Origin of the sequence: Pseudomonas sp. NY15437 (assembly GCF_048068435.1) — a bacterium.
GTDB classification, from domain to species: Bacteria; Pseudomonadota; Gammaproteobacteria; order Pseudomonadales; family Pseudomonadaceae; genus Pseudomonas; species Pseudomonas nitroreducens_B.
In genome coordinates this window covers 634,351-652,503 of the sequence record NZ_JBLUQC010000002.1, presented here as the reverse complement: position 1 = coordinate 652,503, position 18,153 = coordinate 634,351, and the positions used below count along the sequence as shown (strand labels likewise).

Sequence of the window (18,153 nt, the reverse complement as noted above, 5' to 3'; positions counted from 1 at the left end):
ATGCGCAGTCTTGCCTGAACCCTGTACCTGCGCCGCAACTTCTAAGCTGATCACCGTACAAGCGGATAACCGCCCCAGCGCCGGCGCGCGCGAACGCCGGTGAGGAGAACGCGATGCTCGAATTCAACGCGCAGCAGGTCCGCATGGGCCAGCGCGCTGCCGACAAGCAGGCCGCCCTGGCCATGCTCGGCGCCGCCCTCGAAGACGACGGCCTGGTCGCACCGGGCTACCTTGCCGGTATCCAGGCCCGCGAGGCGCAGGGCTCCACCTACCTCGGGCAGGGCATCGCCATCCCCCATGGCACGCCGGACACGCGCCACCTGGTGCAGCGCACCGGCGTGCGCCTGATGCACTTCCCCGACGGCGTGCACTGGGGCGACGGGCAGACCGTGCACCTGGCCATCGCCATTGCCGCCAAGTCCGACGAACACCTGCGCCTGTTGCAACTGCTCACCCGCGCGTTGGGTGACGGCGAAGTGGGCGCGGCGCTGCGCACGGCGCAAAAGCCCGAGGACCTGCTGCAATTGCTGCAGGGCGGCGCGCCGCAGCCCTTGCTGTTCGATGAGCGCCTGGTGGGGTTGGGCGTCGCTGCCGAAGATTTCGACGAGCTGGCGCTGGCGGGCGCGCGCCGGCTGAAGAAGGCCGGCTGCGTCGTCCCCGGCTTCGCCGCCGCGCTGCATGACCAGGAAGCCCTGCCGCTGGGCGCCGGGCTCTGGTGGCAGGACAGCACGCAGTGCGTCACCCGCCCGGGCCTGGTGTTCGTCACCCCCGCCCGCGAGCTGAGCCATGCCGGCCAGCCGGTGCGCGGCCTGTTCTGCCTGGCTCGCCAGGGCGATGCGCAGGCCGAGCTGGTGGCGCGCCTGGGCGACCTGCTGGTGGATGGCCGCGCCGGCGAGCTGGCGAGCGCCACCTCCGTGCGTGCGGTGCTGGAGGCCCTGGGCGGCGAACTGCCGGTGGACTGGCCGAGCATCCGCGTGCCACTGGCCAACCCCCATGGCCTGCATGCGCGCCCGGCCCAGGTGTTGATGGTGCTGGCGCGGGACTTCAGCGGGGAGATTCGCGTGCGCATCGCCGAGGGCGACAGCGCGCCGGTGTCGATCCGCAGCCTCAGCAAGCTGCTCAGCCTCGGCGCGCGGCGCGGCCAGACCCTCGAGTTCTTCGCCGAACCGGAGATCGCCGAGGCCGCGCTGGCCGCCGTGCGGGCCGCGGTGGAGCAAGGACTGGGCGAGGAGGTCGAGCCGCTGCCGGACAGCGTCGAGCTGGTCGTCGAAAGCGTCCAGCCGGACGAGCAGGAACTGCAGGCCGTGCGGGCACCCGACGCAGGCGCGCAGCTCCAGGCCATCCCGGCGTCGCCGGGCATCGCCCATGGTCCGGCCTATGTGCAGGTGGCCCGCGCCTTCGAGTTCGCTGCCCGCGGCGAATCGCCCGAAGCCGAGCGCCAGCGCCTGGACGAGGCGCGCACCGCGATCAGCCGGGAAATCGACGCGCTGGTGGAGCGCAGCCAGGTCAAGGCGATCCGCGACATCTTCGTCACGCACCAGGCGCTGCTGGATGACCCGGAGCTGCTCGACGAGGTGCAGGCGCGCCTGGTCGAAGGCGCCAGCGCGGAAGCCGCCTGGAGCCAGGTGATCGAGCGCGTGGCCGGCCAGCAGGAGGCCCTGCGCGATGCGCTGCTGGCCGAGCGCGCGGCGGACCTGCGCGACGTCGGCCGGCGCGTGCTGGCGCGGCTGTGTGGCGTCGAGAGCGCCGTGGAGCCGGCGGAGCCCTACATCCTGGTGATGGATGAAGTCGGCCCGTCGGATGTGGCGCGGCTGGACCCGACGCGCGTGGCCGGCATCGTCACCGCGCGCGGCGGCGCCACCTCCCACAGCGCGATCATCGCCCGCGCGCTGGGCATTCCCGCGTTGGTGGGCGCTGGGGAGAGCGTGTTGGCGCTGGCCTCCGGCACTGCCCTGCTGCTCGATGGCGAGAAGGGCGAACTGACCGTCGCGCCGGATGCGCAGACGCTGCAGGACGCCCAGCGTCAGCGCGACCTGCGCCAGCGCCGCGCCGAGCAGGCCGAGGCGCGCCGCCATGAACCCGCGGTAACCCGCGACGGCCATGCCGTGGAAGTCTGCGCCAACCTCGGCGACACCGCCGGAGCGGCGAAAGCCGTGGAGCTGGGGGCGGAAGGCGTCGGCCTGCTGCGGACCGAGTTCGTCTTCATGGACAACCCCCAGGCGCCGGACCAGGCGACCCAGGAGCTTGAATACCGCCGCGTGCTCGATGCATTGCAAGGCCGCCCGCTGGTGGCGCGCACCCTCGATGTGGGCGGCGACAAACCGCTGCCGTACTGGCCGATCCCCGAGGAAACCAACCCCTACCTGGGCATCCGCGGCGTGCGCCTCACGCTGCAGCGCCCGCAGATTTTCCGCACCCAGCTGCGCGCCTTGCTCACCGCCGCCGCCGGCCGCCCGCTGCGCATCATGTTCCCCATGGTCGGGCAGGTGGAGGAGTGGCGCCAGGCCCGCGACCTCACCCTGGAACTCTGCGCCGAACTGGGCGGCAAGCATGACCTGCAACTGGGCATCATGGTCGAGGTGCCGTCGGCCGCGCTGCTCGCGCCGGTGCTGGCGCGCGAGGTGGACTTCTTCAGCGTCGGCACCAACGACCTGACCCAGTACGCGCTGGCCATCGACCGTGGCCACCCGAGCCTGTCCGCCCAGGCCGACGGCTTGCACCCGGCGGTGTTGCAACTGATCGACATGACCGTGCGCGCCGCCCATGCCCAGGGCAAGTGGGTGGGCGTGTGCGGCGAACTGGCGGCCGACCCGTTGGCGGTGCCGCTGCTGGTGGGACTGGGCGTGGATGAATTGAGCGTCTCGGCGCGCAGCATTCCCCTGGTCAAGGCGCGGGTGCGCGAACTCGACCTGCCGACGGCCCGCACGCTGGCGCAGGCCGCCCTGACCCTGTGCTCGGCGGCGGACGTGCGCCAGAGCGTTGCCCTCGCGCTGCCGGAGGTGCACTGATGGCCCGCATCCTGACCCTGACCCTGAACCCCGCGCTGGACCTCACCGTGCGACTGCCGCAGCTGGCGCTGGGCGAGGTGAACCGCAGCGAGTCGGTGCTCAGCCAGGCGGCCGGCAAGGGGCTGAACGTCGCCCAGGTGCTGGCGGACCTCGGCCACTCGCTCACCGTCGCCGGCTTTCTCGGGGCGGATAACGCGCAACCCTTCGACGCGCTGTTCCGCCATCGCGGCTTCGCCGATGCCTTCATCCGCGTGCCGGGGGAAACCCGCAGCAACCTCAAGCTCGCCGAGGGCAGCGGGCGCATCACCGATATCAACGGACCCGGCCCCGAGGTGGGCGAGGCGCAGCAGGACGCGCTGCTGGATCGCCTCGACCGGATCGCCGCCGATGTCGAGATCGCCGTGGTGGCCGGCAGCCTGCCGCGTGGCGTCGACCCGCAATGGCTGCGCGAACTCCTGCTGCGCCTGCAGGGCCGTGGCCTGAAGGTGGCCTTTGACTGTAGCGGCGCGGCATTGCGCGCAGGCATCGAGGCCGCGCCCTGGCTGATCAAGCCCAACGATCAGGAACTGGGCGAAGCCTGTGGACAGCTGGCCGACAGCGCCGGGGAACTGGCCGCGCAGGTCCGATCACTGCGGGACCGTGGCATCGAGCAGGTGGTGCTGTCCCAGGGCGCCGAGGGGGTGCGCTGGTTCGGCCCGCAGGGTGTCTGGCAGGCGGTGCCGCCGACGGTGGAAGTGGCCAGCACGGTGGGCGCCGGCGACTCGCTGCTGGCCGGCATGGTCCACGGCCTGCTGGCCGGTTGGCCGCCCGAGCGTGTGCTGCGCCAGGCCACGGCCGTGGCGGCGCTGGCAGTGACTCAATTCCAGTTCGGCATCGGCGACGCGCAGCGGCTGCAGCGCATCGAGGACGCGGTGCAGGTTCGGGCCCTGGCCTGAGCGACAGAACACTAGAGGTATGACGATGAACCTTGCCTTGATCACGGCCTGCCCCAACGGCCAGATTTCCAGCGTGCTCAGCGCCCGCCTGCTGCGTGCGGCGGCCGAGCGCCTGGGCTGGTCGGTGTGTGTCGAACAGATCGACCCGCAACATCCGGAACGCCGCCTGAGCGACGGCCAGATCGCCGCCGCCGACTGGGTGCTGGTGGTGAGCACGCAGCCGCTGGAACTGTCGCGTTTCGCCGGCAAGCGCCTGGTGCAGGTGCGCCCGGCCGAAGCGCTGGCCGAGCCGGCGGTGTTCCTCCAGCGTGCGGCGCAGGAGGCGACGCTCTGGCAGCCCGGCGAGCCATCGGAGGCGCCGGCGGATGCGCCGCGTGCGGCGAAGATCGTCGCGGTGACGGCCTGCCCGACCGGCGTGGCGCACACCTTCATGGCCGCCGAAGCACTGCAGCAGGCGGCGCAGCAGATAGGCATCGCGTTGCGGGTGGAAACCCAGGGCTCGGTGGGCGCGCGCCAGCCGTTGAGCGAGGCAGAAATCGCCGCGGCGGACGTGGTGCTGCTGGCGGCGGACATCGAGGTGAATCCCGAGCGCTTCGCTGGCAAGCGCATCTTCCGCTGCGGCACGGGCGTTGCGCTGAAGCAGCCGCAGGCGACCCTCGAGCGGGCGTTGAAGGAAGCGACGGCCGAGTCCGCCTCTTCTGCCGGCGGCGGCGCGGCGCCGACAAAAAATGAAGCGCGTGGCGTCTATAAGCACCTGCTCACCGGCGTGTCCTTCATGTTGCCGATGGTGGTGGCGGGCGGCCTGCTGATCGCGCTGTCGTTCGTCTTCGGTATCGAGGCCTTCAAGCAGCCGGGCACCCTGGCGGCGGCGCTGATGCAGATCGGCGGCGACGCGGCGTTCAAGCTGATGGTGCCGATGCTGGCCGGCTACATCGCCTGGTCCATCGCCGACCGCCCGGGCCTGGCGCCGGGGATGATCGGCGGCCTGCTGGCCAGTACGCTGGGCGCGGGGTTCCTCGGCGGCATCGTGGCCGGGCTGCTCGCGGGCTACTCGGCGCGGGCGATTGCCCAGTGGCTGCCGCTGCCGGCCAGCGTCGCGGCGCTCAAGCCGATCCTGATCATCCCGCTGCTGGCCAGCCTGTTCACCGGGCTGGTGATGATCTACGTGGTGGGTTCGCCGGTGGCGGCGATGATGAGTTCGCTCACCGACTTCCTCGCCGGCATGGGCACCACTAACGCCATCCTGCTCGGCCTGCTGCTGGGCGGCATGATGTGCGTGGACCTCGGCGGGCCGATCAACAAGGCGGCCTACGCCTTCTCCGTCGGCCTGCTCGCTTCGCAGAGCTATGCGCCGATGGCGGCGGTGATGGCCGGCGGCATGGTGCCGCCCATCGGCATGGGCATCGCCACGCTGCTGGCGCGGCGCAAGTTCGCCCAGAGCGAGCGCGAGGCCGGCAAGGCCGCGCTGGTGCTGGGGCTGTGTTTCATCTCCGAGGGCGCGATCCCCTTTGCCGCCAAGGATCCGCTGCGGGTGATCCCGGCGAGCATCGCCGGTGGCGCGCTGACCGGCGCGTTGTCGATGCTGTTCGGCTGCAAGCTGCTGGCGCCCCATGGCGGGCTGTTCGTGCTGCTGATCCCCAACGCGATGAACCACGCGCTGCTGTACCTGCTGGCGATTGCCGCCGGCAGCGTGGTGACCGGGGTGCTGTATGCGCTGCTCAAGCGCGGCGAGGCGGCGCCGATGATGGCGATGGGGCAGGTGTAGAACGGGATTTGCCGTGGCGTAGGTGTGGACTCCGCGAGTGGTACCGGCGCGATGCGGACCTATCGCGGACGGAGTGCGCTCCTGCGCATCCTCAGCACCGAGGTGGCGGATAACCCGTTCCGGGTTATGCGCCCTACGCGGCCGTGGGGCGATGTTCGCGAGCATGGCTCGCTCCTACAGGAAGACAGCCGAGTTCGCCTGTAGGAGCGAGCTTGCTCGCGAACCGCCCCGCGCAGAGATGCCCCTGTAGGAGCGGGCCATGCCCGCGAGCGCGCCCCATGCCTCTCCGAAACCGGCGCGCTCCTACAGCTCAAGGCTGCAATCAGGCGCTGCGTCGGTGACGTTCTTCGACGGCCTGCGCCGGTACCGGCAGGCGGTGCGAGTCGCCGCGGCCCATGGGGAAGTACTCGAAGCCGTAGCGCGCCACGCGCTCGGGATCGAACAGGTTGCGCCCGTCGAAGATCACCGGGGCTTTCAGGCGGCTGGCCAGCAGCTCGAAGTCCGGCGCCTTGAACTGCCGCCATTCGGTGCAGATCACCAGCGCGTCGGAGCCGCCCAGGGTGGCTTCCGGCGTGCCCATCAGGGTCAGGCGTTCATCATGGCCGTACAGGCGCTGCGCTTCGGGCATGGCCTCGGGGTCGAACGCACGCACCTGCGCGCCGGCCGCCCACAGGGCTTCCATCAGCGTGCGGCTGGGCGCGTCGCGCATGTCGTCGGTGTTGGGCTTGAACGACAGGCCCCAGAGCGCGAACGTGCGGCCCTTCAGGTTGCCGCCGTAGTAGCTGTGGATGCGCTCGAAGAGCTTGTTCTTCTGCCGCTGGTTGACCGCTTCCACGGCGCGCAGCAGATCGTTCGAGCAGTGCGCTTCCTCGGCACTCTGGATCAGCGCCTGCACGTCCTTGGGGAAGCACGAGCCGCCGTAGCCGCAGCCCGGGTAGATGAAGTGGTAGCCGATGCGCGGGTCGGCGCCCATGCCCTGGCGCACCGCCTCGATGTCGGCGCCCAGGTGCTCGGCCAGCTCGGCCATCTGGTTGATAAAGCTGATCTTGGTGGCGAGCATGCAGTTGGCGGCGTACTTGGTCAGTTCGGCGCTGCGCAGGTTCATCGCGATGATGCGGTCATGGTTGCGGTTGAACGGCTCGTAGATCTCGCGCATCAGCGCCATGCTGTCCGGGCGCTCGCAGCCGATGACGATGCGGTCGGGCTTGCGGCAGTCGGCCAGGGCCGAGCCTTCCTTGAGGAATTCGGGGTTGGAGACAATATCGAAATCCAGGCTGCGGCCTTCTTCGGCGAGCACCTGCTGCACCCGTGCGCGCACGCGATCGCCGGTGCCCACGGGCACCGTGGACTTCTCGACGAGGATCACCGGCTGCGTGCGGTGGCGGGCGATGCCTTCCGCCACGGCCAGCACGGCGCGCAGGTCGGCGGAGCCGTCGGCCTGCGGGGGCGTGCCCACGGCAATGAACTGCACGCGCCCATGGGCGGCCGCCTCGGCGACGTCGCTGGTGAAGCGCAGGCGTCCGGCTTCGAGGTTGTCCTTCACCAGCTCGGCCAGACCCGGTTCGAAGATGCTGATCTGGCCGCGCTTGAGCTTGGCGATCTTGTCCTCGTCGATGTCCATGCAGAGGACGTCGTGGCCCACTTCGGCCATCACCGCGGCCTGCACCAGGCCGACATAACCGATTCCGAATACGCTGATTTTCATGGTGTTCGCTCTCCCGCAAAGGGACGTGAAACGAGATGGAGTCAGTCGAACTGCGCGCGCTCGGAGGGAGCGTCACTGGGTTTGATGACGGTTGTTCTGTCGGGGCGGCGTGGCGCGTTGATCGCGATCACGCCGGCGATCACCAGGGCGACGCCCAGGGTGCGCGGCAGGCTCAGGGGTTCGCCGAAGCCCGGCAGCACGGCGGCGCCGAGGTAGACGAGGGCATAGCTGAGGCTCAGCAGCGAATAGGCGCGGCTGAGCGGCAGGTGGTTGAGCGCGAGCAGCCAGCAGAGCATCGACAGGGCGTAGGCCAGCACCGCGCCGGCCAGCGCCAGCAGGGCGGCGAGGTCGAGCTGCGCCAGGTCGAAGGGCCAGTGCGCGGGCAGGCGCGTCATGCTCCAGCGCATGCCCAGCTGCGCGCTGCTGACCAGCAGTACGCTGCCCAGGGCGAAGGCGATGCCGCGCTTCATGCGTGCATCCCCAGCAGGGCGACGCCGCCGACAATCAGCGCCACGCCGAACCAGTGGCGGGCGTCGATGCGTTCGCCGAACAGGCGGCTGGCCAGCAGCGTTACCAGGACGAAGTTCAGGCTCAGCATGGGGTAGGCGACGCCCACTTCCAGGCGTTGCAGCACCAGCAACCAGAGCAGCAGGCCGCCGCCCAGGCTGGCGATGGCCAGCAGCAACCAGGGCGAGAAGAGTTTCGCCGCGATGCCGGCCGGCGCATCGCGCCAGCTCTCCACGGCGAACTTCTGCGCCAGCTGGCCCAGGCAGGTGAGCAGGCAGACGCCGGCCAGCAGCAGGGCGGTCATGGCGAGGCCTGCGGGATCAGCAGGACCACCAGGTGGTTCTGCCGGTAGCTGATGGCGTCGCTGGGCAGCATCGCCAGTTCCGCTTCGTCGCTGGCGCTGTTGACGCGCATGACCACGCCGATGGTGCCCGCGGCGCGGTTGCGTTCGAGCCAGGCATGGATGTCCTTGGACGCGATGCTGCGGCCCTGGCCTTCGGGGTAACCCAGGCCGAACTTCAGCTCGCCTTCGGTGTTGAACAGGGTGATGTCGCTGCGCTGGGTGCGCCAGGCCAGGGCAGTGGCGGCGCCCAGGTCGTTGCTCAGCAGGCTGCGCGCGCCCTTGAGCTGCTCCAGGTGCTCGGCGATGAACTGGTCAGGCATCTTGCTGTTGACCATCTTGTTCGGCATCGCGTTGGGCACCAGCGCCACCAGCAGCCAGGCGGCGAAGGCCGGGGCGGCCCAGTAGCGAGTGGGCTGCAGCAGTTGCAGCAGTCCTGTGAGCAGCCAGACGACGCAGACCAGGGCGACCATCAGCACGCTGGGCAGTTCGTCGTGGTACTGCGGGTGGCGCGCCTGCAGGAACAGCAGGCCGGCCAGCGCGCTGCTGCCCAGCAGCAGGTTGAGCGCGCCGTTGAGTTTCAGGGCGAGCGGCTTGCCCTGTTGCAGGGCGCGGCCGATGGCGTCGGCCATCAGCAGGGCCAGCGGGGCGAAGCAGGGCATGATGTAGGTCGGCAGCTTGCCCTTGGACAGGCTGAAGAACAGGAAGGGCATGGCGAACCACAGCAGCAGGTACAACAGCTTCGATTCGCGCCAGCCTTTCACCCCGTTGCGCAGCGCCGGGAAGATCAGCACCGCCCAGGGCAGCGCGCTGGCGAACAGCAGCGGCACGAAGAACCAGATCGGCCGGCCATGCTGGGCGTCTTCGGCGGCGAAGCGGCGGATGTGTTCGTTCCAGAAGAAGAAGTCCCAGAACTCCGGTTCGCGGGCGTGGATCAGCAGTGCCCAGGGCGCGCTGACCAGCACCGCCACCAGCACCGCCAGCGGCCCGTAGCGCAGTAGGTCGCCCACACGCTTCTGCAGCAGCGCGTAGGGCACGCCGACGATCACCGGCAGCAGGAAGGCGAGGAAGCCCTTGGTCATCAGGCCGAAGGCGCAGGCTGCGCCGAGCAGGCTCCAGGCGGCGAAGCGCCCCCGTGCGGTGCTGGCGTCGAAGGCGAACCACAGCGCGCCGAGGCTGAGGTTCACGCACAGGGTGAACTGCGGGTCGAGGTTGGCATAGCCGGCCTGGCCCGCGATCAGCCCGAAACTCAGGTACAGCGCGCCCGCGGCCCAGGTCCGGCGCGGATCGTTCCACAGCCGGCGCGCCACCAGGATCACCAGCAGGGTGCTCAGCGCCGTCACCAGCGCGGAGCCGGCGCGCACGCCGAACAGGTTCTGGCCGAACACCGCCTGGCTGATTGCGGTCAGCCAGTAGCCGCCGGTGGGCTTCTCGAAATAGCGCAGGCCGAGCAGGTGCGGGGACACCCAGTCGCCGCTCTGCAGCATGGCCTGGGCGATCTGCGCGTTGCGCGATTCATCGGGAATCCACAGGCCGTGGAAGGCCGTCGGCAACAGGATGCACAGCACCAGGGCGGCGAGCAGCGACGGGTAGGCCAGGCGCTTCATGCGTGCTGCACCCCCAGCCAGCCTTCGCGGCCGGCCAGTTCGCCGCGCACCAGGCGGGCAACGGGCAGGGTGGTCGGGTCGTCCGGCAGCAGCCGGCCCAGCGGGACGAAGCGGATGCCGCCGGCCCGTGCCTGGGCCAGCAAGCGGCGGAAGTCGTGGGCCATGAGAATGCCCTCGACCTCGGCGTGGATGGTGTACACGTTCAAGGCGTCCATGTCGAAGCGGGAAAGGATGTAGTCGTTGAAGGCGGACGGCGTCACCTGCGGGCCGACCACTTCATCGAAGGTGGGCATGTCCACCGGAATCTGCGGGATGCCGGCGCGGCCATCGGCCAGGCGCGGGCGGAACAGCGAGCGGCCGCGGCAGTCGCTGTTGTAGCGGAAGCCGAAGCGCTCCTTGGCCTCCACGGTGCGCTCGTCGGCGCGCCAGCCGGCCACGGCCGAGCATTCCACGGGGTTGCCGAGGATATCGGCAAGGGTGTCGACCCCGCGGCGGATCTGCTGCTCCAGCTGCTGCGCACTCCAGCGACCGGCGTTGGCCTGCCAGCCGTGGTGGTCCCAGGCGTGCAGGCCGACTTCGTGGCCGGCGTCCTGGGCGCGCCGCATCAGGTGGCCCAGGTCGCGGCCGATCGGCTTGCCCGGCCAGGCGGTGCCGGCCAGGAGGATGTCCCAGCCGTAGAGCCCGGCGGCGTTGGAGCGCAGCATCTTCCACAGGAACTGCGGACGGATCAGGCGCCACAGATGGCGGCCCATGTTGTCCGGGCCGACACTGAAGAAGAAGGTCGCCTTGACGTCGGCTTCCTCGAGCATGTCCAGCAGCCGCGGCACACCGTCACGGGTGCCGCGGTAGGTGTCCACGTCGATGCGCAGTCCTGCCCGCATCAGGCGATGCTTTTCAGCGGGACGGCGTGCGGTTGGCCACCGACGCGCTCGGCCAGGGCTTCGCGCAGGAAGAAGTCCAGCGTCTTGCCGATGGTCTCGGACAGCTCCACGGTGGGCTGCCAGTCCAGCAGGCGGCGGGCGTTCTCGATGCTCGGCTTGCGGTGCGACACGTCCTGGTAGCCGTCGCCGTAGAAGCTGCGGCTCTCCACTTCGCGGAAGCCGGCAAAGGGCGGGAACTGGTCGCGCAGCGGGTGGGCCTCGAACTGGCGCAGCAGCTCCTGGCCCAGCTGGCGGATGCTGGCTTCGTTGTCGGGGTTGCCGATGTTGATGATCTGCCCGTCGCAGCGGCCGCCTTCGTTGTCGATGATGCGTGCCAGCGCCTCGATGCCGTCGTCCACGTCGGTGAAGCAGCGCTTCTGCTCGCCGCCGTCGACCAGGCGGATCGGGGTGCCTTCCACGAGGTGCAGGATCAGTTGGGTGATGGCGCGGGAGCTGCCGATGCGCGCGGAGTCCAGGCGGTCCAGACGCGGGCCCATCCAGTTGAACGGACGGAACAGGCTGAACTTCAGGCCCTTCTGGCCGTAGGCCCAGATGACGCGGTCGAGCAGTTGCTTGGAAACCGAGTAGATCCAGCGCTGCTTGTTGATCGGGCCGACGATGAGGTTGGAAGTGTCCTCGTCGAAGCTGGCGTCGGTGCACATGCCGTACACCTCGGAGGTGGACGGGAAGATCACGCGCTTGTTGTATTTGACGCAGTAGCGGACCAGCTTGAGGTTTTCCTCGAAGTCCAGCTCGAACACGCGCAGCGGGTTGCGGGTGTATTCGATCGGGGTGGCGATGGCCACCAGCGGCAGGACCACGTCGCACTTCTTGATGTGGTACTCGATCCACTCGGTATGGATGCTGATGTCGCCTTCGACGAAGTGGAAGTCCGGGTTGCCCTTCAGGCGCTCGATGGCGTCGGAGCCGATGTCCAGGCCGTAGACCTCGTAGTTGCCGTCACGCAGCAGGCGCTCGGAGAGATGGTTGCCGATGAAGCCGTTGACGCCGAGGATCAGCACGCGGGTCTTGCGCTTGGGCTTGCCGGTGGCGCCGTGCAGGCGCGAGCCGTCCACCAGGCCCATTTCACGGGCCAGCTGCGGGCCGGCGAGGAACAGGCCGCTGTCGCCCTGCTGGCCGGAGAGGATTTCCAGCGAGTCTTCACCACAGGCGATGCGCAGCGGATCGACCGAGAGCACCGAGCCGGGCGCCTTGCCGTTGTTGCCGGCGGCGACGCGCGAACTCCAGACGATCAGCTTGCGATCACCCACCGGGGCGAAGGCGCCGGGGTAGGGCTGGGTCACGGCGCGCACCAGGTTGTGCAGTTCGCGGGCCGGGCGCTTCCAGTCGAGCAGGCCGTCGGCCGGGGTACGGCGGCCGAAATAGGTGGCGCGGGATTCGTCCTGGGCGACTTCCTGCAGCTCGCCGCGCGCCAGGCGCGGCAGGGCGGCGGCGAGCAGCTCGCGGGAGGCCTCGCGCAGCTTGCCGTGCAGCTCCAGAGCGGTGTCGTCGGCGCCGATGGCGACGCTCTGCTGGGCAAGGATGCCGCCGGCATCGGCGCGCTTGACCATGCGGTGCAGGGTCACGCCGGTCTCGGTCTCGCCGTTGACCAGCACCCAGTTCGCCGGGGCGCGGCCACGGTAGCGCGGCAGCAGCGAGCCGTGCAGGTTGTAGGCGCCCTTGGCGGCGCAGGCCAGCAGCTCTTCGCTGAGCAGGTGGCGGTAGTAGAAGGAGAAGATGTACTGCGGCTGCAGTTCACGGATGCGCGCGACCCACAGCGGGTGATTGACGTCTTCCGGCGCGTGCACCGGGATGCCCCGGCGGGCGCAGAGCTGGGCGACGGAGCCGTAGAAGCGGTTTTCCTTGGGATCGTCGGCATGGGTGAAGACGGCGTCGATCTGGTAACCGGCGGCGAGCAGCGCTTCGATGCCGGCGCAGCCGAAGTCGTGATAGGCGAAGACGATGGTCTGCTGGGTCATGGCTGGATGGACTCGAAAGAAGGGGAGGAAGAGGGAATCGACGCGAGAGGCGCCTCGTTGCGGACGATGCGCTCGATGAAGAAGCGGGGGCGGGCACGGACGTCGTTGTACATGCGGCCCAGGTACTCGCCGAGCAGGCCCATGCCGACCAGCTGCACGCCGGTGAACATGAACAGCACGGCGAACAGCACGAACACCCCGTGGCCGGCCCAGGCGGCGCCGAACAGCAGGCGCAGCACCAGCAGCATCAGGGCGAAGGCGAAGCCGGCCACCGCCATGCCGCCGCCGACGAAGGACAGCAGGCGCAGCGGCGAGGTGGTCATGCAGGTGACCAGGTCGAACATCAGGTTGATCAGGCGCAGGAAGTCGTACTTGGACTCACCGTGCTCGCGCTCGGCGTGGGCGACCATGATCTCGCTGGTGTGGCGGGCGAAGCTGTTGGCCAGGATCGGGATGAAGGTGCTGCGCTCGCGGCAGGCCAGCATCGCCTTGACGATGCTCGCGCGGTAGGCGCGCAGCATGCAGCCGTAGTCGCTCATGGCGACGCCGGTGGAGCGCTGCACGGCGAGGTTGATCAGCTTCGACGGCCAGCGGCGCAGGGCCGAATCCTGGCGTTGCTGGCGCACGGTGCCGACCACGTCGTAGCCCTTGGCGGCCTCGGCGACCAGGCGCGGGATTTCTTCGGGCGGGTTCTGCAGGTCGGCGTCGAGGGTGATCACCAGGTCGCCCTGGCACTGCTCGAAGCCGGCCATGATCGCGGCGTGCTGGCCGTAGTTGCGGTTGAGGATCACCGCCACCACGTGGCTGCCCGGCGCCTCGGCGGCTTCCTGCAGCAGGTCGGCGGAGCTGTCGCGGCTGCCGTCGTCGATCAGCACGATCTCGTAGTCGCGGCCCAGTTGCTCGCAGGCGGCGGTGGTGCGGCGCAGCAGCTCGGGCAGGCTGGCCTGTTCGTTGTACACCGGGATGACGATGGACACGCGATGGATCGGATAGGGTTTCACGAGAGGCTTACCGAATCAGGGTTTCGATGGCGTCGACCACACGGTCCTGGTCGGCCTGGGTCATGTCGGGGAACAGCGGAATGGACACGATCCGCGAGGAGTTCCATTCCGTGTTGGGCAGCTGCACGTGCGGGTAGCGCTGGCGGTAGTAGCTGTGCAGGTGGCTGCCGATGAAGTGGATGCCGGTGCCGATGCCGCGTTGCTGCAGGCCCTGCATGAAGGCGTCGCGGTCGATGCCGCAGCGCTCTTCGTCGATGCGCAGGATGTACAGGTGCCAGGCGTGGTGCTGCGGATAGTCCGGCAGTGCCAGCGGTTGCACCGGCAGGTGCGCCAGGCGCTGGGCGTAGGCGCCGGCCAGCTCGGCGCGGCGGGCGTTGATCGCTTTCAGCTTCGGCAACTGCACCAGGGCGATGGCGGCGTTGATGTCGGTGAGGTTGTACTTGAAGCCCGGCTCCACCACCTGGGCCTGCGGCTTGCGGCCATGGGTCAGGCGGTCGTAGGCGTCGACGCCCAGGCCATGGAACTTCAGGGTGCGCACGCGGTTGGCGAGGAGTTCGTCGTCGGTGACGAACATGGCGCCTTCGGCGCAGGTGAGGTTCTTGATGGCATGGAACGAGAAGATCGCGGTGCCGCGCTGGCCTACCGGACGACCACGGTAGAAGGTGCCGGCGGCGTGGGCGGCGTCCTCGATCACGGCGATGCCATGGCGCAGGGCGAGTTCGTCGATCGGGTCCATGTCGCAGGCGGCGCCGGCGTAGTGCACCGGGATGATCGCGCGGGTGCGCGGGGTGATCGCGGCCTCGATGCGCGCGGCGTCGGTCATCAGGGTGTCGCGGTCGACATCGACGAACACCGGGGTGGCGCCCAGCAGGGTGATCATGTTGACGGTGGACACCCAGGTCTGCGACGGGGTGATCACCTCGTCGCCCGGGCCGATGCCCAGGGCCATCAGCGCCAGGTGCATGCCGCCGGTGGCCGACGACAGCGCCACGGCATGGCGGCAGCCGATGGACTGGGCGAATTGCTGTTCCAGTTCCGCGTTCTTCGGCCCGGTGGTGATCCAGCCCGAGCGCAGGACGTCGTTGACTGCCTGGATCTCCTCGTCGCCGATGCTGGGGCGGGAGAAGGGAAGGAAGGGCATTTCCATGTGGTGTTCCAAAGGCCGTGCCGGCTCTGTCAGGGGGTAAGAGAACGCTACTGGGAAGTTCGTTAAGAAGGCGTTAAGTGGATGTCGGGTTTCCGTTGGTCGGCCGAACATGCGACATGAAGCACCCGAAGATGGGTGGAGTGGTGGACGAACTGTCTGAAAACGACGTAGGAGTTGTCGCGAATCGCTGTTGAACACTCGTTCATCCTTGGCTATGGTGGCCCAACGCTCCTGCGCACCCTTCGCAGGACACTCCGTCATTCGGATGAGGCCCTTGCATGCGTTATTCGTCGCTTGTGGACAGGATGGTCGGACCCGGCGTTGCCGCCTGGGACATTCACTACGCCGCCATCGCCGCCCAGCGTGCCGGCCGCGACGTGATCGTGCTCAGCGTCGGCGACCCCGATTTCGCAACTCCGGACTTCATCACCGAGGCCGCCGTTTCCGCCTTGCGCGACGGCGACACCCATTACAGTGATGTAGCTGGCAAACCCGCTCTGCGCCAGGCGATTGCCGCCCTGCATGAGCGGCGTTTCGGCCAGCAGGTCGGTGCCGGGAACGTCATCGTCGTCGCCGGGGCGCAGAACGGCCTGTTCGCCGCCGCGATGTGCCTGCTGGAGAAGGGCGACGAGGTCATCACCTTCGATCCCATCTACGTCACCTACGAAGCCACGCTGAAGGCCACCGGCGCGGTGCTGGTCGGCGTGCCGACCCGCCCGGAAAACGGCTTTCGTCCGCTGGCCGCCGACATCGCCGCAGCCATCACCCCGCGCAGCAAGGCGATCTTCCTCGCCAACCCGAGCAACCCCACCGGCGTGGTGCTCAGCCGCGACGAGTTGCTCGGTATCGCCGAGCTGGCCCGCGCCCATGATCTCTGGGTGGTGGTGGACGAGGTCTACGAGGGCCTGACCTTCGAGCGCGAACACCAGAGCTTCGCCGCGCTGCCGGGGATGGCCGAGCGCACCCTGAGCATCGGCAGCCTGTCGAAATCCCACGCCATGACCGGCTGGCGCGCCGGCTGGATCGTCGCCAACGAAACCCTGGTCGGGCACCTGGAAAATCTTGCCCTGAACATGTTCTACGGCCTGCCGGGTTTCGTGCAGGAGGCGGCGCTCGCGGCGGTGCAACGCCACGACGAGGTGGTGGCGTCGATGCGCGATATCTACCGGCGCCGACGTGACCTGGTGGTCGCCGCGCTGAGCGATTGCCCGCGGTTGAGGGTGCTGTCGCCCGAAGCCGGCATGTTCGTCATGGTCGATGTGCGCGCCACCGGCCTCAGTTCGCTGGAGTTTTCCTGGCAACTGTTCCACGCCACCGGCGTGTCGGTGCTCGACGCGGCGGCCTTCGGCCCGCAGGCGGAAGGCTTCGTGCGGCTGTCGTTCGGGTTGAGCGACGAGAGCATGGCGGAGGCGTGTGCGCGGATCATCCGCTTCGTCGAGTCCCTTCCGGCGAAGGCCAGTAGCGTAGGAGCGGACTCCGTCCGCGATATCTCACCAACCGCGGCGGGTCGCGGGCGTGGCCCGCTCCTACAAGAGCCGACGCAGCCCACGGGCAAGCCGGTCATCGAAGTGCGCGACATCCACAAGCGCTTCGGCGAGTTCGAGGTGCTCAAGGGCGTGTCGCTGTCGGCGCGCGAGGGCGAGGTGATCTCGCTGATCGGCGCCAGCGGCTCGGGCAAGAGCACCCTGCTGCGCTGCATCAACATGCTGGAGATTCCCAACCAGGGCTCGGTCACCGTCAGCGGCGAGACCATCGCGCTGACCCGCAACCGTCACGGCGAGCCGGCGGTGGCCGACCAGAAGCAGCTCACCCGCATCCGCTCGCAGCTGGGCATGGTGTTCCAGAGCTTCAACCTGTGGCCGCACCGTACCGTGCTGGAAAACCTGATCGAAGCGCCGACCTTCGTCCTCCACGAGAGCAAGGCCGAGGCCCGGGAGCGCGCCGAGGCGCTGCTGGAGCGCGTCGGCCTGGCGGAGAAGCGCCACGAGTACCCGGCCTTCCTCTCCGGTGGCCAGCAGCAGCGCGTGGCCATTGCCCGGGCGCTGGCCGTGCGGCCGAAAGTCATGCTGTTCGACGAGCCGACCTCGGCGCTGGACCCGGAACTGGTGGGCGAAGTGCTGAAGGTGATCCGCTCGCTGGCCGAAGAGGGGCGCACCATGATCCTGGTGACCCACGAAATGGCCTTCGCCCGCGATGTGTCCAGCCATGTGGCGTTCCTCCACAAGGGGTTGATCGAGGAGGAGGGCACCGCCGAGGACGTCTTCCAGCGGCCGCGCAGCGAGCGCTGCCGGCAGTTCGTCAACGCGCACCAGAATCGCTGACCGATGCCGCGCAATCGGCGCATCGATGAGCGTGACCCAACACGACTAAAACAAGGCAGGGGATCACGATGAACAAGAAAGGTCTGTGCAATCTGATGGTGGGTGCGGCGATGCTGATGGCCGGCGTGGCGAGCGCCCAGGCCGAGACGATCCGCTTCGCCCTGGCCGCCGAACCCTATCCGCCGTTCTCGCAGAAGCAGCCTGACGGCAGCTGGGTCGGCTTCGAGCCGGACCTGATCCGCAAGGTCTGCACCGAGATGAAGGCCACCTGCGAGATCGACGAAGTGGCCTGGGACGGCATCATCCCGGCGCTGCTGGCGAAGAAGATCGACGTGATCTTCAACTCCCTGTCGATCACCGAGGAGCGCGAGAAGCAGATCGCCTTCAGCCGCCCCTACTACGACACCCCGGTGGCCATCGCCGCGCCGCAGGCGGTGGACGTGCAGGTCAGCCCCGAGGGCCTGAAGGGCAAGACCATCGGCGTGCAGATCTCCACCGTCAGCTCCAACTACCTGAAGAAGTACTACGAGAAGATCGCCGACGTGCGCTACTACGACACCCAGGATTCGGTGAACGCCGACCTGGTGGCCGGGCGCATCGACCTGATGATGGCCGACGGCATCGCCGTGGCGTCCTTCGTCAAATCCCCGGATGCCCAGGCCGCCGGCATCGTCAACAAGGGCGAGGTGAAGTACGACCCGATCTTCGGGCGCGGCGTCGGTGCCGGCCTGCGCAAGGACGATACGCAGCTGAAGGCGAAGATGGACGCGGCCATCGGCAAGCTGCTCGCCAGCGATGACTACAAGGCGCTGTCGGACAAGTACTTCGGCATGAGCGTCGCGCCCAAGCAGTGACCCCGGCGCGAGCCACTCCCGCGCCCGCGCGCCGCTGAACAGGCGCGCGGGTACGACCCTGAGC

General features: G+C 69.0%; 13 protein-coding genes. 5 read left to right on the top strand and 8 right to left on the bottom strand.

The window, feature by feature from the left end; all coding sequences use genetic code 11:
- Positions 1-113: 113 nt before the first annotated feature.
- Genes ptsP through ACNFIA_RS07040 form a run of 3 tightly spaced genes read left to right on the top strand, consistent with a single transcriptional unit; the run spans position 114 to position 5,708 of the window.
- Complete coding sequence (gene ptsP / locus ACNFIA_RS07050) at positions 114-3,008, top strand: phosphoenolpyruvate--protein phosphotransferase (RefSeq protein WP_416783620.1); 2,895 nt, start codon at positions 114-116, stop codon at positions 3,006-3,008.
- Positions 3,008-3,943, top strand: coding sequence for a 1-phosphofructokinase (gene pfkB / locus ACNFIA_RS07045; protein WP_416783618.1), 936 nt, complete (start codon positions 3,008-3,010; stop codon positions 3,941-3,943). Before ptsP ends, pfkB begins: the two co-directional genes overlap by 1 nt.
- 25 nt (positions 3,944-3,968) lie before the next feature.
- Positions 3,969-5,708 carry a PTS fructose-like transporter subunit IIB gene (locus ACNFIA_RS07040; RefSeq protein WP_416783616.1) on the top strand — a complete coding sequence of 580 codons (1,740 nt, stop codon included), beginning with the start codon at positions 3,969-3,971 and terminating at the stop codon, positions 5,706-5,708.
- 322 nt (positions 5,709-6,030) lie between these two features.
- Here ACNFIA_RS07040 and ACNFIA_RS07035 read toward each other — a convergent pair whose 3' ends face one another.
- From ACNFIA_RS07035 to arnB, 8 genes are read right to left on the bottom strand one after another with little or no spacing between them, the layout of a single operon-like run.
- Positions 6,031-7,413 (bottom strand): UDP-glucose dehydrogenase family protein, encoded by a 1,383-nt coding sequence (locus tag ACNFIA_RS07035; protein ID WP_259759299.1) that lies wholly within the window; start codon positions 7,411-7,413, stop codon positions 6,031-6,033.
- A 41-nt stretch (positions 7,414-7,454) separates the two neighbouring features.
- The gene (arnF, locus tag ACNFIA_RS07030) at positions 7,455-7,883 is read right to left on the bottom strand and encodes a 4-amino-4-deoxy-L-arabinose-phosphoundecaprenol flippase subunit ArnF (protein ID WP_169888331.1); all 429 of its coding nucleotides are present in this window, start codon (positions 7,881-7,883) and stop codon (positions 7,455-7,457) included.
- Positions 7,880-8,224: a 4-amino-4-deoxy-L-arabinose-phosphoundecaprenol flippase subunit ArnE gene (arnE, locus tag ACNFIA_RS07025; protein ID WP_334180726.1), complete on the bottom strand. Its 345-nt coding sequence runs from the start codon at positions 8,222-8,224 to the stop codon at positions 7,880-7,882. The genes arnF and arnE overlap by 4 nt, the downstream gene beginning before the upstream one ends.
- On the bottom strand, positions 8,221-9,867 hold the full coding sequence (gene arnT, locus ACNFIA_RS07020; protein WP_416783614.1) for a lipid IV(A) 4-amino-4-deoxy-L-arabinosyltransferase: 1,647 nt from the start codon (positions 9,865-9,867) through the stop codon (positions 8,221-8,223). Before arnT ends, arnE begins: the two co-directional genes overlap by 4 nt.
- Positions 9,864-10,751: a 4-deoxy-4-formamido-L-arabinose-phosphoundecaprenol deformylase gene (gene arnD, locus ACNFIA_RS07015; RefSeq protein WP_416783751.1), complete on the bottom strand. Its 888-nt coding sequence runs from the start codon at positions 10,749-10,751 to the stop codon at positions 9,864-9,866. Before arnD ends, arnT begins: the two co-directional genes overlap by 4 nt.
- Positions 10,748-12,766, bottom strand: a complete 2,019-nt coding sequence (gene arnA / locus ACNFIA_RS07010; RefSeq protein ID WP_416783613.1) for a bifunctional UDP-4-amino-4-deoxy-L-arabinose formyltransferase/UDP-glucuronic acid oxidase ArnA — start codon at positions 12,764-12,766, stop codon at positions 10,748-10,750. The genes arnD and arnA overlap by 4 nt, the downstream gene beginning before the upstream one ends.
- Positions 12,763-13,767, bottom strand: coding sequence for an undecaprenyl-phosphate 4-deoxy-4-formamido-L-arabinose transferase (arnC, locus tag ACNFIA_RS07005; RefSeq protein ID WP_313465391.1), 1,005 nt, complete (start codon positions 13,765-13,767; stop codon positions 12,763-12,765). The genes arnA and arnC overlap by 4 nt, the downstream gene beginning before the upstream one ends.
- A 7-nt stretch (positions 13,768-13,774) precedes the next feature.
- Positions 13,775-14,914 (bottom strand): UDP-4-amino-4-deoxy-L-arabinose aminotransferase, encoded by a 1,140-nt coding sequence (gene arnB, locus ACNFIA_RS07000; protein WP_259759304.1) that lies wholly within the window; start codon positions 14,912-14,914, stop codon positions 13,775-13,777.
- A gap of 278 nt (positions 14,915-15,192) precedes the next feature.
- On the opposite strand from arnB, the gene ACNFIA_RS06995 reads away from it, so the two are divergent.
- Positions 15,193-17,235 (top strand): aminotransferase class I/II-fold pyridoxal phosphate-dependent enzyme, encoded by a 2,043-nt coding sequence (locus tag ACNFIA_RS06995; RefSeq protein ID WP_416783612.1) that lies wholly within the window; start codon positions 15,193-15,195, stop codon positions 17,233-17,235.
- A gap of 68 nt (positions 17,236-17,303) precedes the next feature.
- Positions 17,304-18,089, top strand: coding sequence for a transporter substrate-binding domain-containing protein (locus ACNFIA_RS06990; RefSeq protein WP_259759305.1), 786 nt, complete (start codon positions 17,304-17,306; stop codon positions 18,087-18,089).
- Positions 18,090-18,153 lie beyond the last annotated feature (64 nt).